Source organism: Kitasatospora sp. Xyl93 (genome assembly GCF_055383135.1).
In genome coordinates, this window is sequence record NZ_AP029185.1 from 6,951,818 (window position 1) to 6,973,998 (window position 22,181).

Annotated in this window: 18 protein-coding genes and 1 riboswitch; of the genes, 10 read left to right on the forward strand and 8 right to left on the reverse strand. The window is 72.0% G+C overall.

Features of this window, described 5'->3' with window-relative positions:
* Nucleotides 1-55: 55 nt before the first annotated feature.
* A complete protein-coding gene (locus tag ACZ5GH_RS30185; protein ID WP_387756635.1) occupies nt 56-3,070 on the forward strand; it encodes an ATP-binding protein in 3,015 nt (1,004 codons plus the stop codon).
* A gap of 261 nt (nt 3,071-3,331) precedes the next feature.
* Nucleotides 3,332-4,396 carry an aldose epimerase family protein gene (locus ACZ5GH_RS30190; RefSeq protein ID WP_464335857.1) on the forward strand — a complete coding sequence of 355 codons (1,065 nt, stop codon included), beginning with the start codon at nt 3,332-3,334 and terminating at the stop codon, nt 4,394-4,396.
* Here ACZ5GH_RS30190 and ACZ5GH_RS30195 read toward each other — a convergent pair.
* On the reverse strand, nt 4,393-4,899 hold the full coding sequence (locus ACZ5GH_RS30195; RefSeq protein WP_387756633.1) for a GNAT family N-acetyltransferase: 507 nt from the start codon (nt 4,897-4,899) through the stop codon (nt 4,393-4,395). The genes ACZ5GH_RS30190 and ACZ5GH_RS30195 overlap by 4 nt on opposite strands.
* Before the next feature lie 310 nt (nt 4,900-5,209).
* Between ACZ5GH_RS30195 and ACZ5GH_RS30200 the strand changes: the two genes are divergently transcribed.
* The 5 genes from ACZ5GH_RS30200 to ACZ5GH_RS30220 all read left to right on the forward strand — a co-directional run bounded on the left by ACZ5GH_RS30200 (nt 5,210) and on the right by ACZ5GH_RS30220 (nt 11,392).
* Nucleotides 5,210-6,487: an extracellular solute-binding protein gene (locus tag ACZ5GH_RS30200; protein ID WP_464335858.1), complete on the forward strand. Its 1,278-nt coding sequence runs from the start codon at nt 5,210-5,212 to the stop codon at nt 6,485-6,487.
* Between the two features lie 139 nt (nt 6,488-6,626).
* Nucleotides 6,627-7,628 carry a carbohydrate ABC transporter permease gene (locus ACZ5GH_RS30205; RefSeq protein ID WP_464335859.1) on the forward strand — a complete coding sequence of 334 codons (1,002 nt, stop codon included), beginning with the start codon at nt 6,627-6,629 and terminating at the stop codon, nt 7,626-7,628.
* A 40-nt stretch (nt 7,629-7,668) separates the two neighbouring features.
* The gene (locus tag ACZ5GH_RS30210; protein WP_464335860.1) at nt 7,669-8,574 is read left to right on the forward strand and encodes a sugar ABC transporter permease; all 906 of its coding nucleotides are present in this window, start codon (nt 7,669-7,671) and stop codon (nt 8,572-8,574) included.
* A 75-nt stretch (nt 8,575-8,649) separates the two neighbouring features.
* Nucleotides 8,650-10,347, forward strand: coding sequence for a glycoside hydrolase family 13 protein (locus ACZ5GH_RS30215; RefSeq protein WP_464335861.1), 1,698 nt, complete (start codon nt 8,650-8,652; stop codon nt 10,345-10,347).
* 25 nt (nt 10,348-10,372) lie between these two features.
* Nucleotides 10,373-11,392 (forward strand): LacI family DNA-binding transcriptional regulator, encoded by a 1,020-nt coding sequence (locus ACZ5GH_RS30220; RefSeq protein ID WP_387756628.1) that lies wholly within the window; start codon nt 10,373-10,375, stop codon nt 11,390-11,392.
* 146 nt (nt 11,393-11,538) lie between these two features.
* Here the strand turns inward: ACZ5GH_RS30220 and ACZ5GH_RS30225 are convergent, their stop codons facing one another.
* From ACZ5GH_RS30225 to ACZ5GH_RS30235, 3 genes are all read right to left on the reverse strand, one after another.
* Nucleotides 11,539-11,739 (reverse strand): hypothetical protein, encoded by a 201-nt coding sequence (locus ACZ5GH_RS30225; protein ID WP_387756627.1) that lies wholly within the window; start codon nt 11,737-11,739, stop codon nt 11,539-11,541.
* A gap of 265 nt (nt 11,740-12,004) precedes the next feature.
* Nucleotides 12,005-13,342, reverse strand: a complete 1,338-nt coding sequence (locus ACZ5GH_RS30230; protein ID WP_464335862.1) for a transglycosylase family protein — start codon at nt 13,340-13,342, stop codon at nt 12,005-12,007.
* Nucleotides 13,329-13,499, reverse strand: a riboswitch (cyclic di-AMP (ydaO/yuaA leader). It overlaps the preceding gene by 14 nt.
* Before the next feature lie 524 nt (nt 13,500-14,023).
* Nucleotides 14,024-14,983 (reverse strand): sirohydrochlorin chelatase family protein, encoded by a 960-nt coding sequence (locus tag ACZ5GH_RS30235; protein ID WP_464335863.1) that lies wholly within the window; start codon nt 14,981-14,983, stop codon nt 14,024-14,026.
* Nucleotides 14,984-15,551: 568 nt separating this feature from the next.
* Here ACZ5GH_RS30235 and ACZ5GH_RS30240 point away from each other — a divergent pair.
* Entirely contained in the window at nt 15,552-15,815 is a 264-nt protein-coding gene (locus tag ACZ5GH_RS30240; RefSeq protein ID WP_097235176.1) for a DUF397 domain-containing protein, read from the forward strand.
* A gap of 371 nt (nt 15,816-16,186) precedes the next feature.
* Here the strand turns inward: ACZ5GH_RS30240 and ACZ5GH_RS30245 are convergent, their stop codons facing one another.
* Nucleotides 16,187-16,762 (reverse strand): ATP-binding protein, encoded by a 576-nt coding sequence (locus ACZ5GH_RS30245; RefSeq protein WP_387756624.1) that lies wholly within the window; start codon nt 16,760-16,762, stop codon nt 16,187-16,189.
* A gap of 418 nt (nt 16,763-17,180) precedes the next feature.
* Between ACZ5GH_RS30245 and ACZ5GH_RS30250 the strand changes: the two genes are divergently transcribed.
* Nucleotides 17,181-18,047: a helix-turn-helix domain-containing protein gene (locus ACZ5GH_RS30250; RefSeq protein ID WP_350524265.1), complete on the forward strand. Its 867-nt coding sequence runs from the start codon at nt 17,181-17,183 to the stop codon at nt 18,045-18,047.
* 78 nt (nt 18,048-18,125) lie between these two features.
* Here the strand turns inward: ACZ5GH_RS30250 and ACZ5GH_RS30255 are convergent, their stop codons facing one another.
* Nucleotides 18,126-18,731, reverse strand: a complete 606-nt coding sequence (locus ACZ5GH_RS30255; protein WP_387756623.1) for a TetR/AcrR family transcriptional regulator — start codon at nt 18,729-18,731, stop codon at nt 18,126-18,128.
* Between the two features lie 260 nt (nt 18,732-18,991).
* A complete protein-coding gene (locus tag ACZ5GH_RS30260) occupies nt 18,992-20,506 on the reverse strand; it encodes an MFS transporter (protein WP_464335864.1) in 1,515 nt (504 codons plus the stop codon).
* 87 nt (nt 20,507-20,593) lie between these two features.
* Between ACZ5GH_RS30260 and ACZ5GH_RS30265 the strand changes: the two genes are divergently transcribed.
* Nucleotides 20,594-21,028 (forward strand): MarR family winged helix-turn-helix transcriptional regulator, encoded by a 435-nt coding sequence (locus ACZ5GH_RS30265; RefSeq protein WP_464335865.1) that lies wholly within the window; start codon nt 20,594-20,596, stop codon nt 21,026-21,028.
* 61 nt (nt 21,029-21,089) lie between these two features.
* Here the strand turns inward: ACZ5GH_RS30265 and ACZ5GH_RS30270 are convergent, their stop codons facing one another.
* Nucleotides 21,090-22,037, reverse strand: a complete 948-nt coding sequence (locus ACZ5GH_RS30270) for a M56 family metallopeptidase (RefSeq protein ID WP_464335866.1) — start codon at nt 22,035-22,037, stop codon at nt 21,090-21,092.
* Nucleotides 22,038-22,181: the final 144 nt, after the last annotated feature.

The following is a 22,181-nucleotide window of genomic DNA, read 5'->3' on the forward strand; positions in this document are numbered from 1 at the left end:
CGGCTCCACGCAGTGATGGAGCTGTGACGCGAGTGGGCGAGGCGGAGGCGCGACGGTGACCGAGCAGGAGAACGCAATTCGGGCGGGTTCTGGTTCCGTCCGCGACGGCGACGGCGCCGCGCCCCGGGTCCGGCTGCGCGACCGCGACGCCGAACTGCGCTCGGTGGAGGCCGCCGTGGACCGGCTCTGCCGCGGTTTCGCCGCCGGCGGCACCGAGATCGGCGACCTGCTCACCTTCTCCGGCCGCCCCGGCATCGGCAAGACCAGCCTGCTGCACGAGGTCCGGCGGCTCGCCAAGCTCCGCGACGGCGCCACCGTGCTCTTCGCCCGAGGCGGTGAACGGCAGTTCAAGGAGCCGTACCACGTCCTGCGCCAACTGCTCCAGCCCGTACTGAGCGACCTCCAGCCCGCGGTGTTCAGCCAGGTCATGGGCACCTGGGAGGAGGTCGTCGGACCGGCCATGGGCCTCAAGCAGCCCAAGGCCGGCGCCCGCCGCCTCGATCCGCAGGGCGTGCGCGACGGCCTCGACTACGTCATCACCCAGCTCGCACCCCGCCGCGCGCCGATGGTGATGATCGTCGACGACCTGCACTGGGCGGACGGGGAGTCACTCTCCTGGCTGACCAAGTTCGCCATCCGATCGAGTGAACTTCCCGTCCTGCTCGTCTTCGCCTTCCGCGAGGACGAGAACGACTGGCCCACCGAGACCCAGGAGTTCCGCCGGGACGTCCTGGACCTCAAGGGCCGCAAGCACGAACTCAACCGGCTCACCCTCAGCTCCGTCACCGACATGATCCGCGCCGAACTCGGCGACAAGGCCGAGGACGCCTTCTGCTACGAGTTCTGGAACGTCGTCAACGGCAACCCGTTCGAGGCCAACGCCCTGCTCGACCAGGTCCGCGACCAGGAGCTCGAACCGGTCGAGGAGAACTCCCGGCAACTGCGCGAACTCGCCGTCGACGCCACCGGGATGACCCTCAAGAGCTGGCTGGACCGGCTCGGCGCCAGCACCCTGCGGTTCGCCTGGGCCTGCGCGATGCTGGGCACCGACATCCGGGTCGACCTCGCCACCCGGATCTCCACCCAGAGCACCGAGGGCGCCCGCGACTCCATCAAGCAGCTGCGCAAGCAGCGCGTGCTGACCCAGACCCCCAACGGGAACCTGGAGTTCGTCCACCCGCTGATCGCCAGCTCCATCTACAACACCATGCCGGACGCCACCCGACTCGGCATGCACGGCATCGCCGCGGCCGAGATCGAGAACGCCGGACTCGGCCTGCTCGCCGCCTCCCGCCACCTGGTCGAGACCCACTCCGGCGAGGGCGACGACCGGATCGTCAAGAAGCTGCGCCGCGCCGCCGTCGAACACCAGCTGATCGGCGCCCCCGAAGCCGCCCAGCGCTGTCTGCACCGCGCGCTCAACGAGCCGCCCGCCGACGAGGTCAAGGCCGAGGTGCTGTACGAACTCGGCTGCTCCGCACTGCTCACCGACCCGGTCGCCACCGTCAACCAGCTCAAGCTGGCCCTCGACCCCGACGAGGTGCCGCTGCGCCCCGAACTGCGCGTGGACGCCACCTTCCGGCTCTCCGAGGTCCTCGCCCACAGCGGCGAGCTGGGCCAGGCGGCCGTGGTCTGCGAGGAGGAGGCCCGGCAGACCGCCGACCCGGCCGGGCGCCAGCGGCTCCAGGCCGCCTCGTTCATGTGGCACGCCTTCCGCAAGTCCGAGGAGGACGGCCCCGGCCGCTCCGCCCGGCTCGGCGAGATGTGCCGGAGCCTGCGCGGACGGGAGGCCGCCGACCGGGCCGTGCTCGCCATGCGCGCCTGGGACCTCACCCTGCGCGGCGCGCCCTCCGCCGACGCGCTCGCGCTCGCCGACGAGGTCCTGGACGGCGGCCGACTGCCCAAGGGCCTCGGCTGGACCGACACCACCTGGGGCTTCGAACTGCCCTCGATGCTCGGCCTGACGTACATCTACAACGACCGCATCGCCCAGGCCGAACGGCTGGCCGCGGACGCCATCATCCAGTTCGAGATCGCCGGTTGGAGCGGCGCCCACCGGGGCTTCGCCTACTTCCTGATGGGCCTGGCCCGGTTCCGCCGCGGCCTGCTCGCCGAGGCCGAGGACTTCCTGCGCCGGGCGTACCGCATCTCCGAGCGGATCGGGGAGAAGCTGCCGCTGGCCTGGGACGCGATCGGCGTCCTGGTCGACACCCTGATCGCCCGCGGCCGGGTCGACGAGGCCTGGAACCTGGCCAACGAGTTCGGCTTCCACCCGCCGTACCACTCGACGGCCATGGTGCTGCCGGACGCGGCCTCGCTGTACGGCAAGCTGCTGGTCGCCAAGGAGAAGTACGCGGGCGCGGCCGCCGCGCTCACCGAGGCCGGCGCCCAGCTGGAGGCCCGGGGCTGGCACAACACCGTCTGGGCGCCCTGGGCCGGCCACCTCGGCATCGCGATCGCGAGCGACGAGCCCGAGCGCGCCCGCGAATACGCCCAGCGGGCGGTCCGGGACGCCCGCGCCTTCGGTACCGCCTCGGCGATCGGCAGCGCGCTGCGCCTGCAGGCCCGGATCGAGGACGGCCAGGCGGCGGTCGAACTGCTGGAGGACGCCGTGGCGTACCTCGGGCAGTCCCCGGCCGGCTACGAGCACGCCGTCGCGCTGGTCGACCTCGGCGCCGCGCTGCGCCGGGTCGGACGTCTGGACGACGCCCAGGAGTACCTGTACCAGGGCATCGAGCTGGCCCAGCACTGTTCCGCGGAGGGGCTGGTCGACCGGGCCCGGCGGGAGCTGGCCAACTACGGCCTGCGGCCCAACCGGCTGGGACTGCGCGACTTCGGGGAGACCATCGACACGCTCAGCAGCGCGGAGTGGGACGTCGCCAAGCGGGCCGTGCAGGGCGTGCCGCCGCAGCGGATCGCCGACGAGCTCGGGGTGCCGATCGGCCTGGTCAACCGCCGGCTGGCGGCGGTCTACCGCAAGGCGGGCAGCGGGCCGGACGGCCTGGCCTCGGCGCTCGGGCTGCCGCAGCAGCAGCGGGACGCGGGCCCGCTGGAGGACCCGGAGGACTGAAGGGCCGGTCGCCGCCGGGCGCGGTGTCAGGTGCCGGGCGCAGGACGGTGCGCCGGTCGCCCTCCACGACCGCCCGGCGGTCGGCGGTCGGCGGTCGGGGAGGGCGACCGGGGGCGGAGGGCGGCGCGCAGGTTCGCAGAAGCGCCCCCGCTGCCACTGCCGTCGCTAGGCTGACGAACACGGGGCCGCCGCGGCGCCCCCTCGACGGACCCGGAACCGGGCGCCCGCGGTGCGACGCGGCCGCCAGTGAGGAGCAGGCCAATGGCGAGCGAGGCCACCAGCGTGCGGCACGAACCCCTGGAGCCCTCGGGCGCCGGTGCCGCGATCGAGCGCTGGACGCTCACGGCCGGTCCGTACGAGGCGAGCGTTCTCACCCTCGGCGCGACCCTGCACACCCTGAGCGCGCCGGACCGCTCCGGCCGCTCCGCCCAACTGCTGCTCGCCACCGACCGGTTGTCCGAGATCCTCGGTCCGGCCCGGCACTACGGCACGGTGGTGGGCCGGTACGCCAACCGGATCGACCGCTCGTCGGTCACCCTCGACGGCGTGGAGCACCAGCTCGCCCCGACCGGCGGCGGCATGACCATCCACGGCGGCCCGGACGGCTTCGCGCACCGGATGTGGACGGCCGAGCCGGTCGACGGCGGGGTACGGCTGGCGCTGCACAGCCCGGACGGGGACCAGGGCTTCCCGGGCGCGCTGGACGTCACCGTCACCTACACCCTGGACGCCTCCGGCGAGCTGGTGATCGCCTACCGCGCCGTCACCAGCAGGCCGACCGTCGTCAACCTGACCAACCACGCGTACTTCAACCTCGCGGGTGAGGGCAGCGGCGACGTCCTCGGCCACCTGCTCACCCTGGACGCCGACGCGTACACCCCGGCCGACGAGCGGCAGATCCCGTACGGGCGGACCGAGCCGGTGGCCGGGACGCCGTTCGACTTCACGGTGCCCACCCCGATCGGCAAGTCGGTGCACGACGAGCACCCCCAGCTGGCCGGGCCCGGCGGCTACGACCACAACTGGGTGCTGCGGGCCCGGCCGGCGGACGGCGGCCCGGCGCGGGCCGCGCTGCTGGAGGACCCGGTCAGCGGCCGCACCCTGGAGGTGCTGACCACCGAGCCGGGCATCCAGGTCTACACGGCGAACAAGTTCCAGGGCGCGGTCACCGGCGCGAGCGGCGTCCCGTACGGGCCGTTCGCCGGGATCGCGCTGGAGACCCAGCACTTCCCGGACTCCCCGCACCACCCGGCGTTCCCCAGCACGGAGCTGCGTCCGGGGGAGGAGTTCCGCTCGACGACGGTGCTCCGGCTGGGGAGCAACTAGAACTTGACCAGGTCCCGGCGCATGCAGAGCCGGGGCCAGCGGTCCAGGCCGTGCTCGGCCTCCTTGCGGCGGATCTCGCGCAGGCCAGGGGTGAGCTCGTCCCCGGCCAGCGGGCGGAAGCCGCAGCGGGCGTAGTAGGGGGCGTTCCAGGGGACGTCTGCGAAGGTGGTGAGGGTGAGCGCGGGGGCGTCGGTGGTGTCGGCGAGGTGCTCGATCAGCGCCCGGCCGATGCCCCGGCGGGCGTGGTCGGGGTGCACGGAGACCTGCTCGATGTGCAGCGCGCCGTCCACCGGCTCGGCCAGCAGGTAGGCGGCGACGCTCCCGTCGGGGGCCTCGGCGAGCAGGGCGACGCCCCGCTCCAGGTAGTGCGCCAGCTCCTCCGGGGCCGGGGGCTCGTCCTCGGCGATCTCCGGCATGCCGATCTCGGCGAAGGGCGCGCCGGCGGCCCGCTCCAGCTCGGCGAGCAGTGGAAGTTCGTCCCTGGTGACGGCTCTGATTCGCATGCGTCCAGTCTGCTGCAGACCGCTTTCGGCCACGCACGGTGGTTCCGTCGGCCGGCTCGTGGAGGGGTGAATCGGGCGAACCGGGGCAATCGGTACGGCTGTCAACTACCGTGCAGCAACGTCCAGGACACGTGGGCGTAACGATCGCCGTTTCTTGCAGAAACTTTCTGCAAGGACTTTCCGTCCGTCTTGCGCCGCTGTTAACTTCCTTCCCGAGCCCGACGGCAGCAACGGTGCGGTCGGCACGAGGCAGCCATTATGCGCCTGCCTCCGAACATCTCGGGCACCCCCACCCTCCCAAGGAGTTCTCATGCGGCGTGGCATCGCGGCCTCTGCCCTCGTTGTGGCCCTCGCGGTCTCGATGGCTGCCTGTAGCAGCAGCGGCTCCAGCTCCGACGGCAAGGCCGACGGGCCGGTCACCCTCACGTACTGGGACACCTCGAACGCCACCAACGAGGCGCCGAACTACCAGGAGCTCGTCAAGAAGTTCGAGGCGGCCAACCCGAACGTCAAGGTCGACTTCGTCAACGTGCCGTTCGACCAGGCGCAGAACAAGCTCCAGACCGCCATGGGGGCCAAGGGCGCTCCGGACGTGTTCCGCTCCGAGGTCGGCTGGACCGCCGCCTTCGCCAAGGCCGGCTACCTGGAGCCGCTGGACGGCACCCCGGCCGTCGCCGACACCTCCGCCTTCCAGCCGAGCCTGATCCAGCAGGCCAAGTACGAGGGCAAGCTGTACGGCGTGCCGCTGGTGACCGACACCCTCGGCCTGCTCTACAACAAGGAGCTGTTCACCAAGGCCGGCATCACCGAGGCGCCGAAGACCTGGGACGAGCTGAAGGCCGACGCCGCCGCCGTCAAGGAGAAGGCCGGCGCGGACGGCTTCTGGCTGAAGGCCGCGGACGGCTACTACGCGATGCCGTTCCTGTTCGGCGAGGGCACCGACACCGTCGACGCCGCCGGCAAGAAGATCACCATCGCCTCGCCGGAGGCCGTCAAGGCCGTCGAGACCTACAAGTCGATGTTCACCGCGCCCGGCACCGTCAAGGCCGACGTCACCACCGACGCCTACGCGCACATGATGGACGCCTTCAACAGCGGCAAGGTCGCGGCGATCATCCAGGGCCCCTGGGAGATCACCAACATCTACAAGGGCTCCGCCTTCGCCGACAAGAACAACCTCGGCATCGCGGCCGTCCCGAGCGGCTCCGCCGGCAAGGGCGGCGCCCCCACCGGCGGCCACAACATCTCGGTCTACGCCGGCGCGGACAAGGCCCACAAGGCCGCCGCCGAGAAGTTCGCGGCCTTCATGACCTCGGCCGAGAGCCAGGCGTTCATCGCGCAGAAGAACTCCACCCTGCCCACCCGCTCCGACGCCTTCACCGCCGACGTCAAGGCCGACCCGGGCATCGCCGGCTTCCAGGCCGTGCTGAGCAGCGCCAGGCCGCGTCCCGAACTGCCCGAGTACAGCTCGCTGTTCGCCTCGCTCGGCACCAACCTGGGCAAGGCCGTCCAGGGCGCGAGCACCCAGGACGCGCTGAACACCGTCTCCACCGACTACGCCAAGCTCCTGCCGGGCTTCGCCAAGTAGTCCCTGTGCCCGGCCCGCCGACCGACGGATGACGGCGGACGAGCAGCAGCAGCGCTGCCCGTCGCCGCCTGTCACCCGTCGCCCCGGTGGGCCGGGCCGTCGGCTCCCCCCGAGAATTCCCCCCGAGAAGGTGTGAACGATGTCAGTCGCCGTGCAGGGCGCCACCGGCAAGGGCAGCCGGGAGCGCGAGCAGCGTCCGGGCCTGCTGGAACGCGTCAAGCGCTCCTACGCCAAGCACTGGTACGCCTACGCGATGATCGCCCCGGTCGTGCTGGTGCTCGGCGCGCTGGTGATCTACCCGCTCGTCGAGGGCCTCTGGCTCACCCTCACCGACGCCAACAGCCTCAACGTGGCCCGCAAGATCGGCGTCAACGAGATCCCGGCGAGCTACGAGTTCGTCGGCTTCCACAACTACGCCGACATCCTGTGGGGCCCCGGCTCGTACGACCGCTTCTGGTCGCACTTCGTCTGGACCATCGCCTGGACGGCCGTCTGCGTCTTCCTGCACTACACCCTCGGCCTCGGCCTCGCCCTGCTGCTCAACCAGAAGCTCCGCGGCCGCGCCGCCTACCGGATGCTGCTCATCCTGCCCTGGGCCGTACCGACCTTCGTCACGGTGTTCTCCTGGCGCCTGATGCTCGCCGACGGCGGCGTCGTCAACAGCGCCCTCTCCCTCCTGCACCTGCCCGAACCGGGCTGGCTCACCGACCCGTGGGCGCAGAAGGCGGCCGCGGTCATGGTGAACACCTGGGCCGGCGTGCCGTTCATGATGATCTCGCTGCTCGGCGGCCTCCAGTCGATCCCGGCCGAGCTGTACGAGGCCGCCGAGATGGACGGCGCCTCCGCCTGGCAGCGCTTCCGGTACGTCACCCTGCCCGGGCTGCGCTCCGTCTCCTCCACCGTCGTGCTGCTCGGCGTGATCTGGACGTTCAACCAGTTCAACGTGATCTTCCTGCTGTTCGGCTCCGGCGCCCCCGACGCTCAGCTGCTGGTCACCTGGGCGTACCGGCTCGGCTTCGGCCAGATCCCCCGGGACTACGCGCAGTCCGCCGCCTACGGCGTGATCCTGCTGTCCATCCTGATCGTCTTCACCGCCTTCTACCGGCGCTGGCTCGCCCGCAACGAGCAGGCCAACGGCTGAGGCCCCGGACCCAGTTGACCCACGAAGGCAGGTAACCCCGATGAGCACCACCACCGAACTCCCGGCCCGCGCGACGGCGCCGGCCCCGGCCGCCCGGCCCGCCACGGTCCGCCGCCGCGGCGAGCGCAGCCCGCTGGCCCGGGCGCTGTCCCACGGCACCCTGATCCTGGCCGGCCTGATCGCGCTGTTCCCGGTCGCGTGGATCCTGTTCGTCTCGCTCGGCCCGGACAAGACCGACTACCTCCACCCCGGGCAGATCCTCGACAAGCTCACGCTGTCGAACTACCAGCACGTGCTGTCCGACACCGACTTCTTCACCTGGTTCGGCAACGCCCTGCTGGTTTCCGGCGTCACCACCGTGTTCGGCGTGCTGGTCGCCGCCACCACCGGCTACGCCGTCTCCCGGATGAAGTTCCCCGGGCACAAGCCGCTGATGTGGTCGCTGCTGGTCACCCAGATGTTCCCGATCGCGGTGCTGATCGTGCCGATGTACACGATGCTCTCCGAACTCGGCCTGCTGGACAGCTACGTGGGCCTGATCCTGGTCTACTCGACCACCACGGTGCCGTACTGCGCCTGGCTGCTGAAGGGCTACTTCGACACCATCCCGGTGGAGATCGACGAGGCCGGCCGGGTCGACGGGCTCTCCCCGTTCGGCACCTTCTGGCGGCTGGTGCTGCCGCTCGCCCGCCCGGGCCTGGCGGTGGCCGCCTTCTACTCCTTCCTCACCTACTGGGCCGAGGTGCCGTTCGCCTCCACCTTCATGCTCAGCTCCGACAAGTACACGCTGGCGGTAGGACTCCAGACCTTCGTCAGCGAGCACGACGCCCAGTGGAACCTGATGGCCGCGACCGCCGTGCTGATCGCGATCCCGTCCGCGGCCTTCTTCTACCTGGTGCAGCGCCACCTGGTGACCGGCCTGACCGCCGGTGCCTCCAAGTCGTAGCGCGCCACCACGTCGTCCCGCGCCTCCACGTCCCGGCGCCGTCCGCTCTCCTCTAGTCCCCAAGGGATACCGTCCATGACCCAGAACCTGGCCGACACCTCCCGGCCTGCCGCCGACACCGCTCACGAGGCGAACGTCAGCGCGTCCAGAGGCTGGTGGCGGGACGCGGTCATCTACCAGGTGTACCCGCGCAGCTTCGCCGACTCCAACGGCGACGGCATGGGCGACCTGCCCGGCATCCGCAGCCGCCTGCCCTACCTGCGCGACCTCGGCGTGGACGCGGTCTGGCTCTCGCCGTTCTACGCCTCGCCGCAGGCGGACGCCGGCTACGACGTCGCCGACTACCGCGCGGTGGACCCGATGTTCGGCACCCTGCTGGACGCGGACGCGCTCATCCGGGACGCCCACGACCTGGGCCTGCGGATCATCGTCGACCTCGTGCCCAACCACTCCTCGGACCAGCACGAGTGGTTCCAGCGCGCGCTGCGCGAGGGCCCCGGCTCCCCGCTGCGCGAGCGCTACCACTTCCGCCCCGGCAAGGGCGAGCAGGGCGAACTGCCGCCCAACGACTGGGAGTCCATCTTCGGCGGCCCGGCCTGGACCCGCACCGAGAACCCGGACGGCACCCCCGGCGACTGGTACCTGCACCTGTTCGCCCCGGAGCAGCCCGACTTCAACTGGGAGAGCCCGGCCGTCGCCGACGAGTTCCGCTCGATCCTGCGGTTCTGGCTCGACATGGGCGTGGACGGCTTCCGCATCGACGTCGCCCACGGCCTGGTCAAGGCTCCCGGCCTGCCCGACCTCGGCGGCGCCGACCAGCTCAAGCTGCTCGGCAACGACGTCATGCCGTTCTTCGACCAGGACGGCGTGCACGAGATCTACCGCAGCTGGCGCAAGATCCTCGACGAGTACCCGGGGCAGCGGATCGGCGTCGCCGAGGCCTGGACCCCGACCGTCCAGCGCACCGCCAACTACGTCCGCCCCGACGAGCTGCACCAGGCCTTCAACTTCCAGTACCTGGGCACCGATTGGGACGCCGCCGCGCTGCGCGAGGTGATCGACCTCTCGCTCGACTCGATGCGCCCGGTCGACGCCCCCACCACCTGGGTGCTGTCCAACCACGACGTCACCCGACACGCCACCCGGTTCGCCAACGAGCCCGGCCTCGGCACCCAGATCCGCACCCCCGGCGACCGCGAACTCGGCCTGCGCCGCGCCCGCGCCGCCACCCTGCTGATGCTCGCGCTGCCCGGCTCCGCGTACGTCTACCAGGGCGAGGAGCTCGGCCTGCCGGACGTCACCGACCTGCCGGACGAGGTCCGCCAGGACCCGTCCTTCTTCCGCCAGGCCGGCCAGGACGGCTACCGCGACGGCTGCCGCGTCCCGATCCCGTGGTCCGGCACCGAGGCCCCGTACGGCTTCGGCCCGGTCGCCGGCGGGCCGTCCTGGCTGCCGCAGCCGGCCGAGTGGGCCGGGCTCAGCATCGAGGCGCAGACCGGCGACCCGACGTCCACCCTGGAGCTCTACCGCAGCGCGCTGGCCGTCCGCCGGGCGCAGCCCGACCTCGGCGCCGGCACCGGGGTCGAGTGGCTGGACAGCCCCGAGGGCACCCTGGCGTTCCGCCGCGGCGCCTTCGTCTGCACCGTGAACACCACAGGCGAGCCGGTGCGGATCGCCGCCCCGGGCACGCTGCTGCTGGCCTCGACCGACCTCGTGGTGGACGGCGGCGAGACGGTGCTCGCTCCGGACACCACCGGCTGGTGGGCGGTCTGACGTGGTTGGAATAGGCTCTGGGACCGTGACTACGGCGCGACTCTCAGACATCGCGGCGCAGGCGGGGGTCAGCGAAGCCACCGTCTCCCGCGTGCTCAACGGCAAGGCGAACGTTTCCGCCGCCACCCGGCAGACCGTGCTGGCGGCGCTCGACGTGCTCGGATACGAGCGGCCGACCCGCCTTCGCCAGCGCAGCGCCGGGCTGATCGGTCTGATCACGCCGGAGCTGAGCAACCCGATCTTCCCGGCGCTGGCCCAGGTGATCGAGCAGGTGCTCAGCCGGCACGGCTTCACGCCGGTGCTGTGCACCCAGACCCCGGGCGGGTCCACCGAGGACGAACTGGTGGAGATGCTGGTCGACCGGGGCGTGGCGGGCATCGTCTTCGTCTCCGGGCTGCACGCCGACACCACCGCGGACCACGACCGCTACGCCCGGCTGGCCGGGCGCGGGGTGCCGTTCGTGCTGATCAACGGCTACAGCGAGAAGATCGACGCGCCGTTCATCTCGCCGGACGACCGCTCCGCGATGTGGATGGCGGTCCAGCACCTGGCGGAACTCGGGCACGAGCGGATCGGGCTGGCCGTCGGTCAGCGCCGGTACGTGCCGGTGCTGCGCAAGATCGAGGGCTTCACGGCCGCGATGTGCGAGGTGCTCGGACGCACCCGGGAGGAGGCCGAGAACCTCGTCCACCACACGCTGTTCAGCGTGGAGGGCGGGCACGCGGCGGCCGGCGCGCTGCTCGACAAGGGCTGCACGGCGATCGTCTGCGGGAGCGACATGATGGCGCTCGGGGCGATCCGGGCGGTGCGGCAGCGCGGGCTGTCGGTGCCGCAGGACGTGTCGGTGGTCGGCTTCGACGACTCGCCGCTGATCGCCTTCACCGAGCCGCCGTTGACCACGATCCGGCAGCCGGTCGAGGCGATGGCCACGGCGGCGGTGGACGCGCTGCTGGAGGAGGTCGGCGGGAACGCCGTCCAGCGCGGCGAGTTCATGTTCCAGCCGGAGCTGGTGATGCGCGGGTCCACCGGGGCCTGCGCGCGCTGAGCCCCGGCCGTCACGGCCGACGCAGGGGCCCCGGAGGGCGGTTGCTCTCCGGGGCCCCTCGGCGTGCGCGCGGTCGGCCACCCTGGGGTCGGGGGCGGTCGGCCGGCGGGGGGCGGGCGGTCCGGTTGCCGGCGGCCGTCGGGTGGTCAGCCCTCTTGGCCGGTCGGACGGTCGGCGGTGAGCCGGTGTCCGTCGGCGGCCTCGCCGGTGCGGGTCTCGGTACGGCGGCCGCGGGCCAGGTAGTCGCGCAGGATCAGCTCGACGGCGTCCTGTGGGTTCTTGGTGCCGGAGAGCATCATCGCGTCGATCGCGAGGTTCGCGTCGAGGGTGACGGTGACCTGGGCCATGTGACTCCTCCTCGGGTGCAGAGCAGCAGCATGCCCGCTGCGAGGAGGTGTCCACCACGGAATACGGCGGATCTGCGGAACGGGAGCAGGGCGGCCGGCCCGTCCGGGAACGCCGGAACCCCCGAGGAGAGCGACCAGACTCTCCCCGGGGTGGCGGGTGGTCAGCGTTCGAATGGCGACTGACAGCTGACAGATGATGAAATCTGTTATCTGTTATCTGTTATCTGTCAGCCGTCGGCTGTCGGCTGTCGGCCGTTCGCCGTCCTCAGACCCGGCCGGCGAAGTCCGGGGCCCAGTTGGCGATGGTCTGCTCGCGGACGCCCGAGCTGGGGTTGGCGGCCTCGACGTACTTGCCGTTGCCGACGTAGATCGCGACGTGGTAGACGCCGGAGTCCTTGCCGTTGTTGGACCAGAACAGCAGGTCGCCCGGCTGGAGGCTGTCCAGCGAGACGTGGGTGCTGGCGGCGGCCTGGTCGGCGGCGACGCGCGGGACGGAGATGCCCGCGGCGCGCAGCGCGGCCTGGGTCAGGCCGGAGCAGTCCCAGCCGCCGTTGCCGGTGCCGCCGTAGACGTACGCCTGACCGACCTTCGACTCGGCGAAGGAGACCGCGGCGGCCATGCTGCCGGTGGCGGCCGGAGCCGGAGCCGGAGCCGGCGTCTGGGCCTGGGGCTGCGGAGCGGGCTTGGCGGCCGGCTTGGCGGCCGGGGCCTGGGACTGCGCGGTCGGCTGGGCGTTCACGGCGCCGCCGTTCGCGGACTGGCCGGACTTCTGCGAGCGGTCGAACCAGGTGAAGTCCGCGCCGGACTTGTCGGCGGACGAGCCGTCGAAGGACAGGTGCTGGCCCGGGTAGATGGTGTCCGGGCCGTCGGTCAGGGTGCCGCGGTTGAGCTCGTACAGCCGCTCCCAGCCGCCCTGCACGTTGTGCCGGTCGGCGATCGAGGACAGCCAGTCGCCCTCGACCACGGTGTAGTCGCCGCCCTGGGCCTGCTGCTGGCGCTTCTGGGCCCAGTCGCCGCGGCTGCCGGAGGCGGCGGAGTCACCGGCCGCCTGAGCGTCCTGAGCGGGCGCGGCGGGCTTGGCGGCCGGGGCCTGCGCGGGCTTGGCGGCGGGCTTCGCGGCCGGAGCGGCCGGCTTGGCGCTCTGGGCCGGCGCGGCGGTGGTCGAGCCGGCGGTGGAGCCCGCCGAGGTGTCGACGGCGGCCGGGGTGCCGCCCTTGGTCAGGCCGGCCTTGACAGAGCAGACCGGCCAGGCGCCGGGGCCCTGCGAGGCGAGGACCTTCTCGGCGACGGCGATCTGCTGGTCCTTGGTGGCCAGGTCGGCGCGCGCCGCGAAGGCGGTGCCGCCGAAGGCGGACCAGGTGCTGGAGGTGAACTGGAGGCCGCCGTAGAAGCCGTTGCCGGTGTTGATGCTCCAGTTGCCGCCGCTCTCGCACTGGGCGACCTTGTCCCAGGTGGCGACGGTGGCGGCGGAGGCGGTGCCCGAGGTGAGGCAGGGGACGGTGAGGCCGACGCCCGCGACGCCGAGGGCGGCGATCACGCGACGGGTGCGGCTGGACAGGCTGGTGCCGTTGGTGGGCAGCATGAAGACGCGGTCCTCTCCCACGCCTGCGAGGTGAGCTGTCGGATTCGGGCTGGAGTTGCCCGGCCGCGCGGTGAGCGCGGCTTCACCCCTAGCCCTGGACCGTTCCGAAGAGTGGTCCGGGGCGACTTACCTGTGGTTCCCCCGCTCCTGCCGTGGTGCGTTTTCGCGCTGCCAGGACATCCGACGGCAGGACTCGGCGTTGCGGATGAACCGGGTTCGTGTGGTCACGAACGGGGAGCACGTTAATCAGACTTAAGTTCAAACCGCAAATGCCTGTGATGCACATCACGGTTTAGTGGGAACTGCCAGAATTGCGGCCGAGCATGATCGTAAATGATCGTTTTCAAGCAATGCTGTTGCGGAAAGCGACAACTGGCTTCGCCTCAGAAGTGACGTGACGGGGCGTCGAATTGCGGAACAGTGTGCTCCGGAGAGTGGGGGAGCGGCCTCGATTCACGTGCTCGGGGCCGCGCTCCCTATTTCCCTTCAAATGACGCCAGAACGGACATTCCACTTCATTGCCGTTCGACTCCCCGTACGGGACGGGTCGGCCGTGGCCAGCCATGGAAGGCGCCAATCCCCATGGGCCCGACAGGGCGGGGGTCGATGCCGGCGGGCAATGCAAGTGGGGCCGATGCGAAGGGCCCGGAACGCGAACCGTTCCGGGCCCTTCTGCGCGCGCGAACCGGCGCGCGGTGTCGACTACTGCCCGAGGGATCCCTCGGCGGCCGCGTGGGCGCCGCGAACGCCCTCCAGGGCCCCCTCGGCCTCGGCGGCGGCCGCGGCCTCCGCCTCGGCCCGCGCCAGGTCCTCCGCGGACGGCATGGGCAGTGCGGCCAGGTAGGTGGAGGCGATCAGCTGGCCGACCGACGGGTAGGCGCCCAGCGGCGCGGCCGACGGGCAGCCGGTCTCCTCGGCGGCGGTGGCGAGCAGCTCGGAGTCCGCCTCCGGGCCGATCACCAGCGGGGCCAGCGCCGGGCGCTGCGAGCCGGTGTCCCTGAGGTGGTTGACGGCCGCGGCCACCGAGCCGGGCACGTCGAGCGCCGCGGCGACGACCGGCACGGCCAGTCGGGCGGCGAGCAGCACACCGGTGATGCCGGCCGCGGCGGCCGCGTCCTCGCCGCCGACGGTGGTCAGCACCACGCCGTCGGCGGCGGTCGCGATGGCGAACAGCCGGGCGCGGTCGGCCCGGGCCAGTCCGGCCTCGGACAGCCGGACGTGTACGGCCTCGGCCAGCAGCGGGTGCGGGCCCAGCGGGTCGGTGACGGGGGCGCCGTACTCGGCGGCGAGCGCGTGAAGCTCGCTCAGGAAGGTGTGCGGGCCGGGCACCAGCGGCACCAGGACGGGCATCGGCAGCCCGGCCTCGGCGGCCAGGGCCAGCAGCTCGGCCACCGTGCGGTCCTCGCTGCCCGCGACCTCGGCGCCGTTCCCGGGGAGGTAGCCGACCGTGGTCTGCACGCCGTTCTGCTCGGTGCGGACGATCGAGAGCAGTTCCTCGACGACCGAGCGGGACTCGGGCCCGGCGGTCGCGGGCACGGCGAGCACCAGGGCCGGGGCGCCGGCCGGGATCTCGGGGCGCTCGGGACGACGGTGGCGCCCCCGCGCACGGGAGCCTGGAGTGCGGACGGGCAGTGGCGCGCCCGGAATGGCTGCGGTGCTCATGCCGGAGATCGTAGGACATCCGCCCGTCGGGCTTGCAGTCGGCTGCCGGACAGGATTCGCGCGGTCGCGGTGCGGACCCCGCGCGGACCGGGTGCGTCTCCGGCGCCGGTCCGGGCGCTTTGCCTACAATCCGGACATTCTTCACCCAACCCCCGCGCGGTCGCGGGTGGTTGCCACGACGCGATCCGCGGGGGCGGCCGTTGCACCTGGGGCACGTGAGATGTCTCACAGCATGGGGATGGTTTGACGGAGGGTCACGAGGGTGCGACTCCCGGCGTTCGAAGATCAACATTCAGCGGGGGGGTGCTCACGGCCGGTTATCACGAGCCCGGTGAATCATCGGCTATGTCCGTTTACGTACCGTCAGGAGAAGGCCCGTGAAGAGTTGGCGGATGCGGGTAAAAGGCCTGGTGCACCTGCAACGTCCCGTGCTGATGCACGTGCACTGCAGCTATCATCGCGTCAAGTGAGGCGTTGTGCCGGACCGGTACGGGGCCGGCCCGTTCGTTTCGACGGTGCCGGGGGCGCCGCGCTGGACGACAACTCCGGAGCTCTTCGGGAGATTTCTATGCACGACTCGCAGGACACGCACGGCTCGTACGACACCTACAACGGGATGGCCGCGGCCGATCTCCAGGGGGTGGTCTGGCAGAAGAGCCGGCACAGCAACTCCCAGGGCAACTGCGTCGAGTTCGCGGCCCTGCCGGGCGGCGACGTGGCGATGCGCAACTCGCGGTTCCCGGACGGTCCGGCCCTCATCTACACCCGGGCCGAGATCGCGGCCCTGCTGCTGGGGGCGAAGGACGGGGAGTTCGACCACCTGGCGGTCTGACCGACCGCCGTGCTCCATCATCGGGGGGCCGTCGTGGGTGCCGACACCACGACGGCCTTTGTCTTTCCCTGTTCCGGATGCCACTGCTCCGGGAATCGTCGCTCCGGGAATCGTCGTTCCCGAAACCGCTGCCCCGGATTTCGCTGTCCCGGATGTCGCTCCACCGGGCGAGCACGTCCCGGAAGCCGCCGGCGGCTCCGTGGCGCCGGAGATCCGCGGCGGGGCCTGGCGGAAGGGCCCGGAATGTGGTCCTCCCGGGACTTCCTCGACCGGCCACACGCCGTCCGGCGCAGGGTCCGTCCGGCGCGGGGTCCGTCCTGGGGGCGGGGTTCGCCCTGGGCGCGGCGTCCGTCCTGGACGCGGAGCCCCTCCTAGGCCGAGCGCCGATGCCGTCCGCCGACGTCGACGGGGCCGTCCAGCGGTGAGCGGCCGCCGAGTTCGGGGTGTCCGTCCAGCGGGGAGCCGCCGACCTTCTCCGCCTCGAACATCGCCCAGACCACCTTGCCGCTGCCCAGCGGGTGCCAGCCCCAGGAGCAGCTGAACGACTCCACCAGGTGCAGTCCGCGACCCGACTCGGCGACGAAGTCGGCCTCCCGGGCGATCGGTCCGGTGCTGCTCGGATCGCTCACCGCGCAGACCACCTGGGGTGCGCGGTGCACCAGGCTTATTCGGATCGGAAGCCGGCCGCCCGCGGTCGGCTGTGCGGGAAAGTCGTACTCGCCCTGGATGCCGCCCGGTTGATCGGGCCGTGCGCCGACCGCGTGCCGGAGGGCGTTGGTCACGAGTTCCGAGGCCACCAGTGCGACGTCGTCGAACAGCTCCGTCAGGTTCCAGCGCTGGAGCGTGCTCCGAGCGAAGTCGCGCGCGGTTCTGACGGCTTCGAAGCGAGGAGCGAGCGTACAGGTGACCACATGGGGGTCAACCGCCAAAGCCGTACCGGTGCTCATGAAGAGCTCCTCCCATAAGGGGGCGGACACGGCTGGACCCGCCGGGGTCATGCCGGTCACCTCCGACTCGCTCGGCCGCTCGGCCGCCCCCTCGACCAGGCGCCCGCGCACTCGGACGCCCGATGACGCGGGGGACGCCGTCGGGTCGGTGCACGGAGTCGCGCGTGGGGTCGACGCGGAGCCCGCGGGATTGCCAGGGATGTGCAGGTGCACGTGCACCATGGTGGTGTGCGCTCACTGCAGATGCAAGAGTCGATTCACGTGCAGTCGCACTATTGGCATATGCAAGCGCCGAATGCACGTGCATCCTGGTGCACGGAGTGCGGAACTGATAGGAACATCCGTCAGTATCGGCACCGTGAGCGCTCAACTGATGGCAGACTGTGCGCTGTTTGCCCTAGGTGGAGGTTTCGACCGCATGACCACAGTTCAGCCGGGCGGCGGCTCGATGGTCCGCCGGATCCTCCTCGGCTCGCAGCTTCGCCGCCTGCGCGAGGCGCGCGGCATCACCCGCGAGGACGCGGGCTACGCGATCCGGGCCTCCGAGTCCAAGATCAGCCGCATGGAGCTCGGCCGCGTCAGCTTCAAGGAGCGCGACGTCGCCGACCTGCTCAGTCTGTACGGCGTGGACGACGGCATCGAGCGGGAAGCCCTGCTCGGACTCGTCCGCGAGGCCAACAAGTCCGGCTGGTGGCACAGCTTCAACGACGTGCTGCCGGGCTGGTTCCAGACCTACGTCGGCCTGGAGGAGGCCGCCCAGCTGATCCGCACCTACGAGGTGCAGTTCATCCCCGGACTGCTGCAGTCCGAGGAGTACGCACGGGCGGTTTTCGGCCAAAGCCGGCCGGTCATCAGCGAGGAGGAGGTCGAGCGGCGGGTCAGCCTCCGGCTGCGGCGCCAGAAGCTGCTGACCGAGGGCGCCAGCCCGCGCCTGTGGGCGGTCATCGACGAGGCGGCGCTGCGCCGGCCGGTCGGCGGGCCCAAGGTGATGCGCGGTCAGGTGCAGTACCTGATCGACGTCGCCGAGCAGGCCAACGTGGTGATCCAGGTGATGCCGTTCCGGTTCGGCGCCCACGCGGGCGAGTCCGGGGCGTTCACGATCCTGCGCTTCCCGGAGCAGGACCTCGCGGACGTGGTCTACCTGGAGCAGCTCACCAGCGCGCTCTACCTGGACAAGCGCGACGACGTCGACGCCTACATCCAGGTCATGGAGCGGCTCTGCGTGGACAGCCTCACGCCGGAGCGCACGATAGACCTGCTCGCCTCGATCCTGAAGGAACGCTGAGCCGCTGCCGCCCGGGGCCTGTGAGCCCCCTCACTCGCGAGGCCCCCGGTAGCAGCCCGCCAGGCCGCCCACCCGCCGTCAGCCGCGGGCCGGCGGCCGTTCGCGTTCCGGCGGGGTCGGGTGCGGCGGGCGGCCCAGCTCCCAGGCCAGTTCGTAGCGGCGGAAGAGGTCGGCCCGGATCGGTGCCAGCGGGATCTCGGCACCCGGCAGCAGCACTCCGATGCAGCCGCCCATCAGCGCACTGCGCAGCACCGCGTGCTCGGCGACCGGGTCGGGCGCGCCCCAGTCCCGCAGCAGTCCCTGGAGGATGGCGCCGAGCTGCTGCTGCTCCGGGTCCTGGACGAAGGCGCCGGTGTCCGGGTCGAGGATCAGCGCCAGGTGGGAGCGCATCACCCGGGGGTGGTCCAGCGCAAGGCCGAGCACGGTGTCGATCGCCCGGGCCAGCCGGGCGTCGGGGGAGGAGCCGGGTGCCAGTTCCGCCAGCGCGCCGGCCAGCGCCTGGTGCATCATCCGGTGCGTCGCGGACTGCATCAGCAGCCGTTTGCCGTCGAAGTAGTACGAGAGCAGCCCGCGGGCGAGCCCGGCCCGCTCGGCGATGTCGGTCAGCGTGGTTCCCGCGTAACCGCGCTGGTCGACCAGTTCGACGGTGGCCCGCATGATGCGCCGACGGGAGCGTTGCCGCATCTCCTCATTGACCGAATCCCCGCGGGGTGCCATCGTGTCTGCTCCGAACGTTCGTTGGCTCCGAGCCAATATACTTGTGGAGCCGACAGCCGCACCGGAGAACCGCGCCCCGACGACGGGCGCGGCCGGGCGGCCGCCATTGAAGACGGCCGGCTCCACCGACACGGGGGTTTGGTGGAGCCGGCGCCATGGTCCGACGGCCCGGGGTCGGCCCTTCGGCGGCCCGCTCTGCGCGGTCGGCCGTCCGACGGGCCCGGCGGTCACTGCTTGGTCAGGACCTCCGTCCTGGCCGCGGTCGATCCGACCGACGTGTAGTCGTAGTCCGGTACGGGTGCGGGAGTCGCCTTGCGGCGCCGGTCCACCAGGGCGCCCGCCGCCGCGACCGCCAGGCCGACCAGGGCGACCACCGTGACGAACAGCAGGGCCGGCCGGTAGCCGTCCAGCTGGGCCTGTGGGCTGTCGCCGCCCGCGCTGCCGGCCGTGATCATCGCGGTCGCTCCGGCCAGCACCACCGCGGTGCCGACCTGGATGGCGGTGTTCACCAGGCCCGAGGCCAGGCCCTGCTCCTCGTCGGCCACGCCGTCGGTGGCGGCGATGTTCACCGACGGGAAGGCGAACGCGAAGCCCACGCCGAGCAGCAGCATCGAGGGCAGCACCAGGCCCGGGTACGAGCTGTGCTCGTCCAGCCGCAGGAACAGCGCGAAGGCGGCGACCAGTGAGAGCAGACCGATCGGCAGCAGCCGTCCGGTGCCGAAGCGGTCGACGATCGGGCCCATGAAGGGTGCCGAGAGCGCGATGAGGGCCGCGGCCGGGAGCAGCCCGAGGGCCATCTCCAGGGCCGACCAGCCGAGCAGGTGCTGGAGGTAGAGGGTGACCACGAACTGGAACCCGCCGTACGCGCCGGTCATCGCGAAGGCGACCACGTTGGCCCGGGCGACGGAGCCGTTGCGGAAGATGCCGAGCCGGACCAGCGGGTGCGCGGTACGGCTCTCCACCCGTACGAAGGCGGCGGCCAGCACGGCGACGACGAGCAGCGAGCCGAGGGTGCGCGGGCTCAGCCAGCCGGCGCCCTGGGCCTCGGTGACGGTGAAGACCAGCAGCAGCACGGTCGCGGTGCCGGTGATCGCGCCCAGCACGTCGTAGCCGCCCTTGGCGGGCTCCTCGACCGGGCGGGGGAGCAGCCGGACGGCGAAGGCCAGGGCGAGCAGCGCGACCGGGACGGGCATCAGGAAGGTCCAGCGCCAGCCGACCGAGGTGAGCAGGCCGCTGAGCACCAGGCCGAGCGAGAAGCCGCTGGCGCCGCAGGTGGTGTAGATGGACAGCGCGCGGTTGCGGGCCGGGCCCTCCGCGAAGGTCGTGGTGATGATCGACAGGCCGGCCGGGGCGGTGAAGGCGGCGCTGACGCCCTTGAGGAAGCGGGCCGCGATCAGCAGGCCGCCGTCGTCGACCAGGCCGCCGACCAGCGAGGCGGCGGCGAAGACGCCCAGGGCCACCAGGAACACCCGGCGGCGGCCGAGCAGGTCGGCGGCGCGTCCGCCGAGCAGCAGCAGGCCGCCGTAGCCGAGCACGTAGCCGGAGACCACCCACTGCAGGGTGGAGGTGGACAGGTGCAGGTCGGAGCCGATGGACGGAAGGGCGACGCCCACCATGGAGACGTCCAGGGCGTCCAGGAACATGGCGGCGCAGAGCACGATCAGGGTGCCCCAGAGGCGGGGAGTCCAGTGCGGTCCGCTGGTTGACGGGGCATCGGGTGACGTGACGGTCGCGGTGGTCATGGGGAGGACAGTACATGCACGTGCATCCAATGCAAGTGAATTAGATGTGAACGCAATAATTGCTGATGCACGTGCTAGGGTGGCGGCGTGGCTGAACTCGACTCCCCGGCGGAGGCAGGTCTCGTCGCGCAGTGGCGCGAGCTGCTGGCGCGGCATGCCGCCACGGCCTGCCTGCTCGACCGCGAGCTGGGCGAGCGGTACGGGCTGGGAATGAGCGAGTTCGAGGTGCTGGAGCGCCTCGTCGAGGAGTGCGGCGGCGGCGGGCACGCGGTGCGGGTGAGCGAGCTGGCCCACACCGTGCACCTGAGCCAGAGCGCGCTCTCCCGGCTGATCGCCCGCCTGGAGAAGGCCGGACTGGTCACCCGGGCGATGTGTGAGAGCGATCGGCGGGGCGTCCTGCTCACCCTCACCGAGGCCGGCCGGGAGCGCTACGAGCAGGCCAGGCCGCTCCACCGCGAGGTGCTGGACCTGACCCTCGGCGACGGTCTGGGCCCGGTCGGCGGGCCACCCTCCTCGGGCTGACGGTCCGTCAGCAGGTCGGCGGTGGTGCTGGGTTGCCTCAGCGCAGCGGTGCGGGGTTGCCTCAGAACAGTGTCCGCAGCCCCGGTGCGGCGGCCAGCAGGACGACCACGGCGGGCGTGGCGAGTGCCGCGACGGTGAGCCGCAGCCGGTGCGGGACGGAGAGCCGCGGACGGCCCGCGAGCAGCCGGTCCACCCGCTTCGGCGACTGCGCCAGGCCGGGCGGACAGGAGCCGAACACCCCGCGGTCCAGGTTGAGTTCGGCCAGTGCGAGGGCGGTGGTGTGCCGGCCGTGTCGACGGGCGGCCCGGTCGTCGGCGGCCAGTTCGACCAGCTCCGCCACCTGGTCCCGGAAGGCGCTGAACACGCCGACCCCGGGGAAGCCGGAGGCGAGCGCCTGGGCGAACTGCTGGAGCCAGTGGTGCCGGGCCCGGACATGGCCGCGCTCATGGCTCAGCACGGCGGCCAGCTCCCGGTCGGTCAGCTGCTGGAGGGCGCCGGTGGTGACCACCAGCCGGGAGTCCGGCCCGGGCAGCGACCACGCCTCGGGGCGGACGTTCTCCAGTACCACCAGGCGCTCCCGGCGGGCCCGGGCCGTCTCGATCGTGCCCGGCAACTCCGGGGCGCGGCTGGCCAGTTGGGCGTGGCGCCGACTGCGCAGTGCCTTGGCCGTACGGACCTCCCGGGTGAGTGCCAGCACCGTCTGCACCCCGCCCGCGGCCAGCACCGCGGCGCACAGCCGGCCCCAGCCCTCGGCGCCCTGGAGGCCGTACGCCGCCTCCACGCCGTGCGGTGCGCCGGCGAACACCATCGCGCGCAGCTCCGGCAGGGCGGCGGAGGCCGCCAGGAGGAGTCCCAGCGCGCAGCAGAGCAGCACGGCCACCACCAGGCACTGCCACACCAGCAGCGCCAGCACTGGTTCGCGCTCCGCCCAGCGGGCCCGGGCCAGCAGCCGGGGCGCGACGGTCGAGAGCAGCAGTCCGAGCAGCAGCAGGACGATCAGGGCAGGCATCGATGGGCTCCCCGAGTACGCACGGAACGCGACAACGCGCTCCCTGCCAACCTATGTGCTGGCGAGGCGCGGTGGAACGGCTTTCGGCCGGCCAGTGACCAACGCCACGCCCGGGCAGGCGCCTTGGGGTGCCGACGAACGCCT